This is a genomic window from Micromonospora sp. ATLC16, from assembly GCF_057196645.1.
In genome coordinates this window covers 16,314-30,326 of sequence record NZ_JBXUOW010000029.1, presented here as the reverse complement: position 1 = coordinate 30,326, position 14,013 = coordinate 16,314, and the positions used below count along the sequence as shown (strand labels likewise).

13 protein-coding genes are annotated in these 14,013 nt (G+C 72.7%); all 13 read right to left on the bottom strand.

Features of this window, described 5'->3' with window-relative positions; translation table 11 throughout:
- Window positions 1-101 precede the first annotated feature (101 nt).
- Entirely contained in the window at window positions 102-1,559 is a 1,458-nt protein-coding gene (locus AC2CHE_RS14525; protein ID WP_484505462.1) for an RsmB/NOP family class I SAM-dependent RNA methyltransferase, read from the bottom strand.
- The gene (fmt, locus tag AC2CHE_RS14520; RefSeq protein ID WP_484505421.1) at window positions 1,514-2,440 is read right to left on the bottom strand and encodes a methionyl-tRNA formyltransferase; all 927 of its coding nucleotides are present in this window, start codon (window positions 2,438-2,440) and stop codon (window positions 1,514-1,516) included. The genes AC2CHE_RS14525 and fmt overlap by 46 nt, the downstream gene beginning before the upstream one ends.
- 4 nt (window positions 2,441-2,444) lie before the next feature.
- On the bottom strand, window positions 2,445-3,005 hold the full coding sequence (gene def, locus AC2CHE_RS14515) for a peptide deformylase (RefSeq protein WP_484505461.1): 561 nt from the start codon (window positions 3,003-3,005) through the stop codon (window positions 2,445-2,447).
- A gap of 43 nt (window positions 3,006-3,048) precedes the next feature.
- The gene (locus AC2CHE_RS14510; RefSeq protein WP_484505420.1) at window positions 3,049-4,317 is read right to left on the bottom strand and encodes a cytochrome P450; all 1,269 of its coding nucleotides are present in this window, start codon (window positions 4,315-4,317) and stop codon (window positions 3,049-3,051) included.
- 166 nt (window positions 4,318-4,483) lie between these two features.
- On the bottom strand, window positions 4,484-5,464 hold the full coding sequence (locus AC2CHE_RS14505; protein ID WP_484505419.1) for an AAA family ATPase: 981 nt from the start codon (window positions 5,462-5,464) through the stop codon (window positions 4,484-4,486).
- A gap of 270 nt (window positions 5,465-5,734) precedes the next feature.
- Window positions 5,735-7,732: a primosomal protein N' gene (locus AC2CHE_RS14500; RefSeq protein WP_484505418.1), complete on the bottom strand. Its 1,998-nt coding sequence runs from the start codon at window positions 7,730-7,732 to the stop codon at window positions 5,735-5,737.
- A 65-nt stretch (window positions 7,733-7,797) separates the two neighbouring features.
- Complete coding sequence (gene metK / locus AC2CHE_RS14495) at window positions 7,798-8,991, bottom strand: methionine adenosyltransferase (RefSeq protein ID WP_484505417.1); 1,194 nt, start codon at window positions 8,989-8,991, stop codon at window positions 7,798-7,800.
- 88 nt (window positions 8,992-9,079) lie between these two features.
- Window positions 9,080-10,291, bottom strand: a complete 1,212-nt coding sequence (coaBC, locus tag AC2CHE_RS14490) for a bifunctional phosphopantothenoylcysteine decarboxylase/phosphopantothenate--cysteine ligase CoaBC (protein WP_484505416.1) — start codon at window positions 10,289-10,291, stop codon at window positions 9,080-9,082.
- Between the two features lie 15 nt (window positions 10,292-10,306).
- A complete protein-coding gene (gene rpoZ, locus AC2CHE_RS14485; protein ID WP_007075826.1) occupies window positions 10,307-10,570 on the bottom strand; it encodes a DNA-directed RNA polymerase subunit omega in 264 nt (87 codons plus the stop codon).
- A gap of 53 nt (window positions 10,571-10,623) precedes the next feature.
- Window positions 10,624-11,157: a nucleoside/nucleotide kinase family protein gene (locus AC2CHE_RS14480; protein WP_484505415.1), complete on the bottom strand. Its 534-nt coding sequence runs from the start codon at window positions 11,155-11,157 to the stop codon at window positions 10,624-10,626.
- A gap of 25 nt (window positions 11,158-11,182) precedes the next feature.
- Window positions 11,183-11,500: an integration host factor, actinobacterial type gene (gene mihF, locus AC2CHE_RS14475; RefSeq protein ID WP_007458370.1), complete on the bottom strand. Its 318-nt coding sequence runs from the start codon at window positions 11,498-11,500 to the stop codon at window positions 11,183-11,185.
- Window positions 11,501-11,671: 171 nt separating this feature from the next.
- Window positions 11,672-12,508, bottom strand: a complete 837-nt coding sequence (gene pyrF / locus AC2CHE_RS14470) for an orotidine-5'-phosphate decarboxylase (protein ID WP_484505414.1) — start codon at window positions 12,506-12,508, stop codon at window positions 11,672-11,674.
- 149 nt (window positions 12,509-12,657) lie between these two features.
- Window positions 12,658-13,932: an adenosylmethionine--8-amino-7-oxononanoate transaminase gene (locus AC2CHE_RS14465; protein WP_484505413.1), complete on the bottom strand. Its 1,275-nt coding sequence runs from the start codon at window positions 13,930-13,932 to the stop codon at window positions 12,658-12,660.
- Window positions 13,933-14,013 lie beyond the last annotated feature (81 nt).

Sequence of the window (14,013 nt, the reverse complement as noted above, 5' to 3'; positions counted from 1 at the left end):
GCGGCTCTTCCCCCGACCGCCGCGCCCGGGGCGGGTCCGGACGACCGGTCCGCCGATCAGGTACGCCCCGGACGGATCCCCGGCGGTACCGGGGCCGGGAGTCAGGTGCGGCGCAGCAGGGCGAGGAACATCGCGTCGGTGCCGTGCCGGTGCGGCCACAACTGCACCGTCGGTCCGTCGCCCAGCCCCGGCATGCCGGCCGGCAGCACCGTACGGGCATCGACGAAGTCGACCGGCACCCCGCTGCGGCGGGCCGCCTCGGTCACCGTCACGTGGGTCTCCACGGTGTGCGGCGAACAGGTCACGTAGGCCACCACCCCGCCCGGGCGGACCGCCCGCAACCCGGCGGCGAGCAACTCACGTTGCAACCGGGTCAGGGCGGACAGGTCGGACGGCTGACGCCGCCAGCGCGACTCGGGGCGGCGGCGCAGCGAGCCGAGCCCGGTGCACGGTGCGTCGACAAGCACCCGGTCGAAGTGTTCCTCCGGCAGTTTCGGCTCGGTGCCCACCAGCCGACCGTCGGTGTTCAGCACGGTCACCGGCAGCCCTCGGGTGGCGCCGGCGACCAGCCGGGCGCGATGCTCGGCCACCTCCACGGCGGTCAGCCGCGCGTCCCGCTGTGCGGCGAGGGCCCCGAGCAGCCCCGACTTGCCGCCCGGCCCGGCGCACAGGTCGAGCCACCGGCCGTCCGGCCCGTCCACCGGTGCCAGCGCGAGCGCGTCCGCGACCAGTTGGGAACCCTCGTCCTGGACGTGGGCCCGACCGTCGGCCACCGCCGCCAACCCACCCGGCGCGCCACCGGCGAGGTAGACCGCGTACGGCGAGAAGGCGCCGGGCGCGCCGCCCACCTCGTCGGCGAGGTCGACCGGGTCGATCAGGCCGGGCCGGGCGCACAGGTGCACCGGCGGGCGCTCGTTGTCCTCGATCAGCAGGCGGGTCGTCTCGCCGAGGTCGCCACCGAGCGCCTCGTTGAACGCCCGTACGATCCACTGTGGATGGCTGTAGGCCAACGCGAGGTGCCCGATCGGGTCGCTCTCGACCGGCGGCGCCAGTCGGGTCACCCAATCGTCGGCGTCGCGGGTGGCGACCTCGCGCAACACGGCGTTGGCGAAGCCGGTGGCGCCCTGGCCGACCGCCCGGACCAGGTCCACAGTGGAGGAGACCGCCGCGTGCGCCGGCACCCGGGTGTGCAGCAGCTGGTACGCGCCGATACGCAGCGCGTCGCGGACCGGCGGGTCGATCCGCTGCACGTCCCGCCCAGCCGCGTCGGTCAGGATCGCATCGAGGGTGCCCAGATGGCGCAGGGTGCCGTAGGTAAGTTCGGTGGCGAAGGCGGCGTCCCGGCCGAACAGTCCCGCGTCGGTCAGGATCGCCGGCAGCACCAGGTTGGCGTACGCGTCATCGCGGTGCACCGCCGCGACCGCCTCGTACGCCGCATAGCGCGCCCGGTCGACGACCGGCCGGCTGGGACGGGATCCGCGTCGCTCCGCGCCGCCACGAGCGGCGGTCTCCCTCACGCGAACTCCTCCCCGGCGCCGACCCGGACACCGCGCGCCCAGTCGGTCGCCGGCATGGCCCGCTTGCCGGCCGCGCGTACCTCGCCGAGACGGACCGGGACGGTGGCGGTGCCGGCCAGCACCCGCGCCTTCTCCACGAACAGCTCACCGGGTTTGAGGTCGGGCGCATCCGGTGCCGGGACGACCGGGCCGAGCTTCACCCGCTCGTCCCGGAAGGTCGTCCACGGGCCGGGGGCCGGCGTGCAGGCGCGGATGCGCCGGTCCACCGCGAAGGCGGGGTCGCCCCAGCGCACCCGGGCGTCCTCGACGGTCAGCTTCGGGGCCAGCGAGACGCCGTCGGCAGGCTGCGGCTCGGCCCTGGCGGTGCCGTCCTCCAGCGCGTCCAGCACCGCCACCAGCAGCCCGGCACCGCTGTGCGCCAAGCGTTCCAGCAGGTCACCGGAGGTGTCCCCGGGCCGGATCTCGTCGGTGAGCGTGCCGTAGACCGGACCGGTGTCCAGGCCCTCCTCCAGTTGGAAGACGCTGGCCCCGGTCAGCTCGTCGCCGTGCAGGACGGCGTGCTGCACGGGTGCGGCACCCCGCCACGCCGGCAGCAACGAGAAGTGCAGGTTCACCCAGCCGTGCCGGGGAATCTCCAGCGCGACCGGCGGCACCAGCGCGCCGTAGGCGACCACCGGCGCGCAGTCCGGCGCCAACTCGCGCAGCCGGTCCAGGAACTCCGGCTCCCGGGGACGCGCCGGGGTCAGCACCTCGACGCCGTGCTCGTCGGCCCAGGCACCGACCGGGGAACGGACCAGCCCTCGGCCACGCCCGGCGGGCGCGTCCGGGCGGGTCACCACGGCGATCAGCTCGTGCCGGGAGGCGGCCACGGCGGCCAGGGCCGGAACAGCGACGGCCGGCGTACCGGCGAAAATCACCCGCACCCGGTCACCGCCCCAGACCGAAAGGGCTGCCGGCGGCGTGCGGACTCAGCTTGACGGTGGGCGGTGCGGCGGCGTCGTACCACTCAGCCTGGCGGATCGCCTTCATCGCCTCCTTGCGGCCGGCCGGATCCAGCCGGTCGAGGAAGAGCACCCCGTCGAGATGGTCGGTCTCGTGCTGCACGCAGCGGGCCATCAGCCCGGTGCCGACGATCTGCATCGGGTCGCCGTAACCGTTGAGACCCTTGGCGATCACGTTCTGCCGGCGCCTGGTGTCGAAGTAGAGCCCGGGGATGGACAGGCATCCCTCCGGGCCGTCCTGCTCCTCCTCGTCGGGAAACTCCAGCACCGGGTTCACCAGGTGGCCGAGCACGTCGTCGACGTCGAAGGTGAACACCCGCAGGCCCACACCCAGTTGCGGCGCGGCGAGACCGGCACCGCCCTGCTCACGCATGGTGTCGGTCAGGTCCTCGACGAGCTTGCGCAGCTCGGCGTCGAAGTCGACCACCGGATCGGCCGGCGTGCGCAGCACCGGATCCCCGAACAGACGGATGGGCTGGACGGTCACGCGGGTTGGCTCCTTCACGGCGGGACGGTAGTGCCGTACCAGTCTACGGACTGCCGATGGCCGTGCCGACCGGCGCACCACCACCCGTGGCCGGCAGCGGTTCACCCACGGTGACCGGCAGGTGGTCGTACCCGCGCAGGGTCAGCCGGATCCGACGTCGGGGCTGGCCGACCGGTGTCAGCCCGGGCAGCCGGCGCAGCAGTGCCGGGAAGGCGACCTGGGCCTCCAGGCGAGCCAGCCCCGCGCCCAGGCAGTAGTGCGGCCCGGCGCCGAAGGAGAGCGGGTGCGGCTGCGCCCGCCACGGGTCGAACCGCTCCGGCTGCGGGTACCGCCGGGGGTCGCGGTTGGCCGCGCCGAGCAGCAGCAGGAGCCAGCCGCCGGCGGGCACCTCCACACCGTCGAGCCGGACGGATTCGCCACTGGTGCGGGTGGTCAGCTGCACCGGTGAGTCGAAGCGGAGCAACTCGTCCACGTACGCCGGGGCGTGCTGCGGGTGTCGACGCAGCACGTCGGCGGCCCGGGGGTGGTCCAGCAGCACGGCCAGCCCGTTGCCGAGCAGGTTGGTGGTGGTCTCGAAGCCCGCGACGAGCAGGATCACCAGGTTCGCCAGCAGCTCCTCGCCGGTGAGCCGCTCACCGGCGTCGTGCGCCTGCACCAGGGCGGTGGTCAGGTCGTCGGCGGGGTGCCGGCGGCGGTCGGCCACCAGGTCGGTGAAGTAGTCCCGCAGTTCGGTCGCGCCGGCGTCGGCCACGGCCAACTCCGCCGAGGTGATCTCGGGCTCCAAGACCCCGGTCAGGTCGGCCGCCCAGCGCCGGAACAGCGCGCGGTCGGCGGCGGGCACACCGAGCAGTTCGCAGATCACCCCGACCGGTAGCGGGTAGGCGAAATCGGTCATGAAGTCCACCGGGCTGCCGCACCGCCCGGCCGAAGCCATCGCGTCGATCAGCTCGTCGGTCTGCGCCGCGACCACCTCGCGCATGGCGCCGATCCGCCGTGGGGTGAAGGCTCCGGCGGCGAGCCGGCGCATCCGGCTGTGGTCGGGCGGGTTGGTCCGCAGCATGGACCGGGCGATCGAGGACACGGCCGGGCTGTCACGCCAGCTCGGCAGGAGGCCGTCCCGCAGATGTTCGTCGAGCACCCGGACCCGGGCGTCGCGCAGGAGTTCGTCGGCCTCGGCGTAGCCGGTGACCACGAACACGCCCGGCTCGGCCTGCACGATCGGCCCATGGGCGCGTAGCCGCTCGTACGCCGGGTACGGGTCGACCCGCCCCTCGGACGACATCAGCCATGCGAGCGCCTCGGCGGGTTTCATCCGGCCTCCTCGGTGTGTCCCGAAGGCTCCATCATGCCGGGGCGGTGCCATCGCGGCCGGCACCCGACACGGTTCAGCGCGAGCCCGGCGCGGCTCAGCTGACCAGCCCGGCACGGCTCAGCCGGCGGTGGGGGCTCAGCCGGCACGGCTCAGCCGGCGGTGGGGCTCAGCCAGCGGGGCTCTCGCCGGCCAGCACCGCGTCGCCGGCGAGCAGGGCGTGCTCGGGCAGCGGCAGGTGGATGTCGTGGGCCGCCTCCCAGTCGTGGATCAGGCTGGGACGGACCTGCGCGGCGAAGTAGTCCATCGCGCTCACCCCGCCGACCACCGGCTCCTCGACCTCGGCAACCAGCCGGCCCGGCACCAGCCGGAATCCGTTGCGCAGTGCGGCGCTGAGTCGGCGGTGCCCGTCGACCACGAAGAAGTACTCGCCGGTGTACCCGATCTCCAGTGGCTCCAGGCCGGTCTCACCGGCGGCGGCGATCTCGCCGGTGAAGGTCGAGTCCCACGTGCCGCGCAATCCGGTGACGCCCTCGGTCGGGTAGACCCGGCCGGGGTCGAGCAGCAGCAGCGGCGGGGCACCGCGCAGCACCTCCGGCGCGAGTCGTCCCTCGTACGCGTCGACGATGCGCCCGATCACCTGGGCGGCGGGTGCCCGGGTGGTGTCGCAGATCAGGTCGTAGTTGCGCAGCCGGGCCTTGTCCACCCCGTACCGGACCAGGAACCGGCCACGCTCGCTCTCGCTGCGTTCCCGGAGCTTGGCCTTCGCCTCGTCCAGCGAGATGTAGCTCTCGGCCGGCCCGGAGGGGCGCAGCAGGACGCGGCGGGCGGCCTCCCCCGGCTCGGTGATCATGTGCACCTTGAGGGCGTCGGTGAAGAAGTGCCAGGCCAGCCGGGAGTCCATGACCAGGCTCTCACCGGAGGCGGCGATGTCGCGCTGGAGCTGGTCGACATAGCCGTCGACGGCCTGGTCCAGCTCGGCGTGCAGGTTCAGCTGGAGCGCGGTCATCTGCCGCTCCTGCGCCATCTGCCGGTAGAGGTCACCGACGCTGACCCGGCGCAGGCCCAGCCGGTTGGCGATCTCGACGGAGACCGTGCTCTTGCCGCTGCCCAGGTCACCGTTGAAGACGATCGACTGACGAACGGTCACGACTTGTCCACCCCTGATCACCGGCCGGTTGAGATCATCGATTTTCCGCGCCGGGCCGACGCGGTTCCGCCGTCGTCGCGCTGCCCTCGGGCACCTCCAGCTCGACCTGGAGTCGCCGTACGCACCGGCATGACGGGCGATGCTACCACCTCGCACGGATCCGACTTCGGGACGCGACCGCGAGCAGGTGAGTCGCTACTTGAAGTGATGATCAGGTAACATATGGCATCGATTGGGACACCGGTCGGTACGCACCGTCACCGCCTCCGATCAGAACAGCGCGAGCGGGTCGACCTGCACGCGTACCGGTTCGGTCGCCTTGCGGGCGCTGCGCACCCCGGCGGCCACGTGCAGCGCGCCGGCCATGTCGGCGGCCCGGGCCCTGGGCACCCGCACCAGCATCCGCTCCCGCTCGCCGTCGGCCGGCACCGGACCGAGCAGCTCGGCCCCCTCGGGCAGGCGCGCCTGCGCCAACAGGTCGGCGACCGCGACCGGCAGGCCCGTCACGCTGGCCATCCGCATCGCCGGCGGAAAGCCCAGCTCCCGCCGCTCGGCCAGCTCCCGGGCCGCGAACCAGCCGGCATCCCAGCGCAGCAGCGCCTGCACCGGCGCGAGTGCGCCGTCGGCGACCACCACCACCCGACCCCCGTGGGCGGCCGGCCGGGCCAGCGCCGCGGCACCTGTCCAGCGGCGCAACGCCTCCTCCCCGGCCCGCAGGTCGGTGCGGGTGAGCAACGCCCAGGTGTCCAGCAGGAGCACCGCACCGTAGCCGCCGGTCGCCACCGGCTCGGCCCCCGGGGTCGCGATCACCAGGCCAGCGCCGCCGGGGACGTCGGCCAGTACCTCCTCCCGGCCCGAGGTGCGCACCGGCACCCCCGGGAAGGCCCGACCCAGTTCCTCGGCGGTCCGCCGGGCACCGGTCACCGAGGCCCGCAGTCGCCGCCCGCCGCACTCCGGACAGGCGTACGCGGCGGCGATCCGGGCGCACCAACGGCAGGCCGGCGACCCCCCGGCCGACGGCAACGCGAGCGGGCCGGCGCAGTGCGGGCAGCGGGCCGGGGTACGGCAGTCGGCGCAGGCCACCGAGGGCAGGTAGCCGCGCCGGGGCACCTGGACCAGGACCGGAGCGTCCGCGCGCAGTGCCTCCCGGGCGGCGGTCCAGGCCAGGCTGGGCAGCCGGGCGGTCGCCGCACCGGGATCGCGGGCCAGCTGCGGGTCGTCGCCGGTCGGCACGATCGCGGGGGTACGCGCCCGCAGCACCGCCCGGTCGGCGACGACCTCGCGGGCCCAGCCGGTCTCCACCAGCAACTGCGCCTCGGCGGTACGGGCGTAGCCGCCGACCAGCGCGCCTGCCCCCGCCAACTGGGCCCGGGTCAGCAGCACCTCCCGGGTGTGCGGATAGGGGGCGCGCGGCTCGGCGTGCAGATCGTCGCCGTCGTCCCAGATGGCCACCAGCCCCAGCCGGTCGACCGGAGCGAACATGGCCGCCCGGGTGCCGATCACCACCGGGACGTCGCCACGGCGGGCGGTCAGGAACGCGCGGTAGCGCCGCGCCGGACCGAGTGCGGCCGACAGGCAGACGTGCCGGCCCGCACCGAGCCGCGCGGTCAGCGCGACATCCAGCCGATCCAGGTCCCGCCCGTCGGCCACCACCACCAGCGCGCCCCGCCCGGCGGCCACGGTGGCGGCGACGGCGGTGGCGTAGCGTCCCGCCCAGTCCTCCCCCGGCAGCGCCGACCACACGGCCCGGGGCGAGCGCCCGTCGGTCAGTGCGCGCAGCAGCGCCGGCCCGGCCGGGTAGTCGCGCCACCCCTCCGGCTCCGGCCCAGCAGCCACGGACCCCGCTGGCTCGGCCCGTGCCCCCGGTGACACCGGCTCGGCCGGCGCCGGATCAGCCGGATCAGCCGGGTCGGTCTCCGCCAGGTCGGTCGGGTCGGCGGGCGGGGCCTGGGTGAGCGCATCCTTCTCCACCCGGGCGTGCCTCGGTGGCACCGCCAGCCGCAGTACGTCGGCCAGGCTGCCGGCGTACCGGTCGGCGACGACCCGGGCCAGTCGGGCCAGCTCCGGGGCGAGCACCGGCACCGGGGAGACAACCTTGTCGAGGTACGCGAGCCGGGGGTGCTCGGATCGTTCGGTCCGCTCCAGCAGCCAGCCGTCGACCAGTTGGCCGGCGAAGCGCACCTTCACCCGTACACCCGGCACGGCGTCGGCGGAGAGGGCCTGCGGAATCAGGTAGTCGAAGGGCCGGTCCAGGTGGGCCAGGGGCACATCGACGCAGACACGGGCGACCGGCGACTCGTCAGCGGGCCGCCGGTCGTCACGCCGGGTGGTTGTCAGGCTCCCGCGGCCGACTTGAGGTCGGCGGCGCGATCGGTGGACTCCCAGGTCAGGTCGGGCAGCTCGCGGCCGAAGTGGCCGTAGGCGGCGGTCTCGGCGTAGATCGGTCGCAGCAGGTGCAGATCCCGGATGATGGCGGCGGGACGCAGGTCGAAGATCTCGGTGACCGCCTTTTCGATCGAGGCCACCGGCACCGTCTCGGTGCCGAACGTCTCGATGAACAGGCTCACCGGATGCGCCTTGCCGATCGCGTACGCCACCTGCGCCTCGCACCGCTCCGCGAGGCCGGCGGCCACCACGTTCTTGGCCACCCACCGCATCGCGTACGCGGCCGAACGGTCGACCTTCGACGGGTCCTTGCCGGAGAAGGCCCCACCGCCGTGGCGGGCGTAGCCGCCGTAGGTGTCCACGATGATCTTTCGCCCGGTCAGGCCCGCGTCGCCCATCGGGCCACCGATCTCGAACCGGCCGGTCGGGTTGACCAGCAGCCGGTAGCCCTCGGTGTCAAGCTCCAGGCTCTCCAGTTCCGGGGCGATCACATGGTCACGCACGTCCGGGGTGAGCAGCGACTCCAGGGAGATGTCCGCAGCGTGCTGGCTGGACACCACCACCGTGTTCAGGCGTACCGGACGCAGGCCGTCGTACTCGATGGTGACCTGGGTCTTGCCGTCCGGGCGCAGGTAGGGCACCGTGCCGTCCTTGCGTACCGCGGCGAGCCGGCGGGCCAGCCGGTGCGCGAGCGCGATCGGCAGCGGCATCAGCTCGGGCGTCTCCGAGCAGGCGAAGCCGAACATCATGCCCTGGTCGCCGGCGCCCTGCGCGTCCAACGAGCTCTCCGACGTCCCGGTACGCAACTCGAACGCGTTGTCCACGCCCTGCGCGATGTCCGGCGACTGGGCGCCGATCGAGACACTGACCCCGCATGACGCCCCGTCGAACCCCTTCTTCGACGAGTCGTAGCCGATTCCCAGGATCGTCTCGCGCACGATCGTCGGGATGTCGGCGTACGCCTTGGTCGTCACCTCACCGGCGACGTGCACCTGACCGGTGGTGATCAGCGTCTCCACGGCCACTCGGCTGTGCGGATCCTGCGTCAACAGGGCATCGAGGATGCCGTCACTGATCTGGTCGGCGATCTTGTCCGGGTGGCCTTCCGTGACCGATTCGGACGTGAAGAGGCGGCGTGTCACGGTACTCCTAAGTTCTTGGACGTCGTTCCGCGGCAGTGTAGTCACTGACCGTCGACGGCTTCGTCCACGGTCATCTTGCATCCAACCGTCAGGAGAAGTCACCGGCCAACCGGGCGACCACCAGGTCCCACACCCCGTCGGCGAGATCCTCCTTGGACCGCTCGGGTATCCGGGTGACCGAGCCGTCCACGCTGATGACCGTGGCCGCGTTGGTCTCGGCGCCGAAGACCTTGTCCGGCCCGACCTCGTTGATGACGATGAGGTCGGCCCGCTTACGGGCCAGCTTGGCCCGTCCGTTGGCCTCGGCGTCGCCGGTCTCGGCGGCGAACACCACCAGCACCTGCTCCGGCCGACGACGCTGACCCAACTCGGCGGCGATGTCCGGGTTGGTCACGAGTTCGATGATGGGCGCCGTGCCGTCGTCCGACTTCTTGATTTTGCCAGGCGCGTACGTCGCGGGTCGGAAATCGGCCGGAGCCGCCGCCATCACCACCACGTCGGCGTCCGCCGCCGCCTTCAGCGTGGCCTCCCACAGCTCCCCGGTGGTGCCCACCCGGATCAGGTCCGCACCGGCCGGGTCGGGCAGTGTGACGTTGGCGGCGATCAGCGTGACCCGGGCGCCACGGGCGAGGGCGGCCCGGACGAACGCGTAGCCCTGCTTGCCGGAGGACCGGTTGCCCAGGAAACGCACCGGGTCGAGCGGTTCCCGGGTGCCGCCGGCGGTGACCACCACCCGGCGACCGGCCAGGTCGGCCGGCGCGTCGGCGCCGCGGCTCAGGATGCGGCGGGCCACCGCGAAGATCTCCGTCGGCTCCGGCAACCGACCCTTTCCGGTGTCGACACCGGTCAGCCGTCCCACCGCCGGCTCGACGACCCGGACGCCCCGGGCCCGCAGCGTCGCGACGTTGGCGACGGTGGCCGGATGCTCCCACATCTCGGTGTGCATGGCCGGCGCCAGCAGCACCGGGCAGCGAGCGGTCAGCAGGGTGTTGCTGAGTAAGTCGTCGGCCAGGCCGTGGGCGGCGCGGGCCAACAGGTCGGCGGTGGCGGGTGCGACCACCACCAAATCGGCCTGCTGGCCGAGGCGCACGTGCGGCACCTCGTGCACGTCGGACCAGACGTCCTCGGCGACCGGCTGCCCGGAGAGCGCCGCCCAGGTCGGTGCGCCGACGAAACGCAACGCGGCCGCCGTCGGCACCACCCGCACCTGGTGGCCCGACTCGGTGAACAGGCGCAGCAGCTCACACGCCTTGTAGGCGGCGATCCCGCCGCCTACGCCGAGGATGATCCGGCCGCTCATCGACGCGCGGTGGGACTACGGCTGGTCGGTCGGCTCAGCGGTGAGCAGGCCGGCGTTGATCTCGCGCATCGCGATGGAGAGCGGCTTCTCCTGGGGAGTGGTCTCGACCAGCGGGCCGACGTACTCCAGCAGGCCCTCACCGAGCTGGCTGTAGTAGGCGTTGACCTGGCGGGCGCGCTTGGCCGCGAAGATGACCAGCGCGTACTTCGACGTCGTCTTCTCCAGGAGCTCGTCGATCGGCGGGTTGGTGATGCCTTCGGGGTTGGCGATGGATCCCACGGATTAACCTCTGCGTCTTTCGCACGGACCGCGCGTGAGCGCGGCGCCGGCGCTCAACCGCGCGCACGCGGCCGGGCCGGAGCCAGGAATGAAGAACCGATGAATCCTACCAGTTGGTCCACGACCCGCTCGATGCGGTCGTGCGACACGCTGAGGTCGAAGGCCGTCACCACCGGCGGTCCCGGCAGTCGACCGGGCGGATGGAGCAGGACGAGTCGCGCCCCGGGCCAGCCCGCCCGGACCAGCAACGCCCCGTCGAGGTCCAGCGCGAGCAGCACCGGCTGCCCGGCGGCGAGCCGACGGCGCAGCGGGGCAGCCTCGGTGCCGCGCCGGTGAGCGCCGAAACGGCTCCACTCCAGCAATTCGCCGGCGGCGAGCCGGCGGTCGAACTCCTCCGAGCTGACGAAGTGTCGGTGGACGCCGTCCAGTTCGTTGCCCCGGCGAGGCCGGGTGGTGACCGCGACCGGCGTCCACACTGACGGAGAACGCGCCCGGATCAGCTCGACGACACTCTCCCTGCCGGCACCGGATGGGCCAGCCAGGACAGTGAGCCGAGCCGCCGGGCGCGCCTCGTCATCCAAGCTCACTGCTTGTTTCTACCCGCAGTCGTGCTCAGTTTGCGGCGAACTCCCCAAGCAGGGCCTTGCGCTGCTGCTCGCCGAGGCCACGCAGGCGGCGGCTGTCGGCGATCTTCAGCTTCTCCATGATTTGAGTAGCCCGGATCTTGCCGATGCCCGGCATGGCCTGCAGCACGGCCGACACCTTGAGCTTGCCGACGACATCGTCGGACTCGGCCCGCTCAAGAACGGCACCGAGGGTGGTCTTGCCCTGCTTGAGCTGCTCCTTCAGCTCGGCACGGGCTTTGCGGATCTCCGCAGCCTTTTCCAGCGCGGCTGCGCGCTGCTCGGGGGTCAGTGACGGGAGCGGCACCAGTTCTCCTCAGGTCCCTATCGCGACGGGCGGGACGCACCGCCGCATCTGTGAAACGTGGTGTCGCTGTGAACCAAGGGGTTCCCAGCGCGGGGAAAACTAGCGGTCAACGGAGCTTTCGGCAACGTGGGCGCGCAATGATCATCACAAAGTGACCGAGCAATCAGTCAGTCAGGACATCGCCAGGACCGCCCGACACTCGGCCACGGCACGGTCCGCGGCGGCCCGCAGCGCCTCCGGATCGGGCCCGGCGCCCAGCACCTCACGGGAGTACGCGGGCAGCACGGTGGGCAGCGCGGGGCCGAAGACGATCCGCAGATCCGCAGCCGTGGCACCCTGCGCCCCGAGCCCTGGGGCGAGCAGCGGGCCGTTCACCGCCGACAGGTCGCAGCCCGTCTCTCCGACCGTCGCGCCGATCACGGCACCGATGCTTCCGATCGGCTTCATACCGACGTTGAGCTGGGAAATCTCGTCGAGAACCGTTTGCGCGACGCTGCGCCCGTCGGCGCTACGGGCACGCTGCACCGAGGCGCCCTCGGGGTTCGAGGTGAGCGCCAGGACGAACACGCCGCCGCCGTGCTCGGCGGCCAGCTCGAACATCGGGGCCAGCGAGCCGACCCCCAGGAAGGGGCTCGCGGTCACCGCATCGGCATACATGGGGCTTGATGGATCAAGGTATGCCGACGCGTACGCGCGAACCGTCGAGCCGATGTCGCCGCGCTTCGCGTCGAGAAGAACGAGCGAGCCGAGATTTCGCAACTGTCGGATAGTTGACTCAAGGACCGCCACCCCTTGAGACCCGAATCGCTCGAAGAACGCCGACTGAGGCTTGACCACCGCAACCCGGTCACCGAGCGCGTCCACGACGGTCCGGGCGAAGCGGTCGAGGCCGGCCACATCGTCGTCAAGGCCCCACCGGGACAGCAACGCCGGGTGCGGGTCGATCCCTACGCAGAGCGGTCCGCGCTCGTCCATGGCCCGGTGCAGCCGGACGCCGAAACTCTCCATGTCGCCAGTGCCTTCCTCTCGTCCTGGCCGGGTTTCACCCGTCCGCGCCTACTCAGCAGGCCCGGACCGGGGTCCGCCGGGCTACTCCACTTCACGCCGCCTGCCGAATCGGACTACTCAAATCCAGCCAAGCGTCGAGACTCGCCTACTCAGCCCGCCGCGACCGCTGCCGAGATACCCGTCGCCACCACCGCCAGGTCGGCGTCCGTGATGACGTACGGCGGCATCGTGTAGACCAGATCCCGGAACGGTCGCAGCCACACCCCATGGGCCACGGCGGCGGCTGTGGCCGCGCCGAGATCCACCTCGTGGTCCAGCTGGACCACGCCGATTCCGCCGAGCACCCGCACGTCCGCCACACCCGGCACGTCGCGCAGCGGTGCCAGCCCCGACCGCAGCCCCTGTTCCAGCCGCGCCACCTGCCCGGCCCAGTCACCGGCCCGCAGCAGGCCCAGCGACGCGTTGGCGACCGCGCAGGCGAGCGGGTTGCCCATGAACGTCGGGCCGTGCGCGAGCACACCACCGGCCCGGATGCCCCGCGCGACCTCCGCCGTGCACAGCGCCGCAGCCAGGGTGAGGTAGCCGCCGGTGAGCGCCTTGCCGACGCAGAGCACATCCGGGGTGACCCCGGCGTGCTCGGCGGCGAACATCGTCCCGGTACGGCCGAAACCGGTGGCGATCTCGTCGAAGATCAGCAGCACCCCGTGCGCCCGGGTCACCTCGCGCAGCACCCGCAGATAGTGCGGGTGGTGGAAACGCATCCCGCCGGCACCCTGCACCACCGGCTCCACGATCACCGCGGCCAGTTCGTGGGCGTGCCGCTCCACCGCGTCGACCAGCGCCGCCTCGTACGCCGGATCAGGCGGGCTGTCGAAGCCACCGGGCGGCGCCGGGGCGAAGACCTGCCGCGGCAGCACGTCCCCCCAGAGGTGGTGCATGCCGCCCTCCGGGTCGCAGACGCTCATCGGATGGAACGTGTCGCCGTGGTATCCGCCCCGCCAGGTGCCCAACCGGTGCCGCTGCGGCCGACCGGTGGCCCGCTGGTACTGCAGACACATCTTCACCGCGACCTCGACACTCACCGAACCGGAGTCGGCCAGGAACACGTGCTCCAGCCCGTCGGGCGTCACCTCGACCAGGGTGCGGGCCAGCTCCACGGCGGGCGCGTGGGTCAGTCCGCCGAACATGACGTGACTCATCCGGCCCACCTGGCCGACCACCGCCGCGTCCAGTACCGGATGCCGGTAGCCGTGGATCGCCGCCCACCAGGAGGACATCCCGTCGACCAGCTCACGGCCGTCGGCCAGCCGCAGCCGCACCCCGTCGGCGCTTTCCACCAGGTACGGCGCCACCGCCGGCGGGAGCGCGGCGTACGGATGCCACACGTGCGCCGCGTCGGCGGCGAGAACCTCCTCCGGGGTCATCGGTCCTCCTTGCGCCCCTTTGCTCTGCTTCACCGGACGCACAGCTTCCGCGCCGAACCTTCGGGTGGGGTGAAGCAGAGC

What these genes read in the sequence shown, in the direction of transcription:
- AC2CHE_RS14510 (WP_484505420.1), bottom strand. Translation starts at nt 4,317, where the DNA reads ATGAAACCCGCCGAGGCGCTCGCATGGCTGATGTCGTCCGAGGGGCGG.
- coaBC (WP_484505416.1), bottom strand. Translation starts at nt 10,291, where the DNA reads ATGAGCGGCCGGATCATCCTCGGCGTAGGCGGCGGGATCGCCGCCTAC.
- pyrF (WP_484505414.1), bottom strand. Translation starts at nt 12,508, where the DNA reads ATGGAGAGTTTCGGCGTCCGGCTGCACCGGGCCATGGACGAGCGCGGA.
- AC2CHE_RS14465 (WP_484505413.1), bottom strand. Translation starts at nt 13,932, where the DNA reads ATGACCCCGGAGGAGGTTCTCGCCGCCGACGCGGCGCACGTGTGGCAT.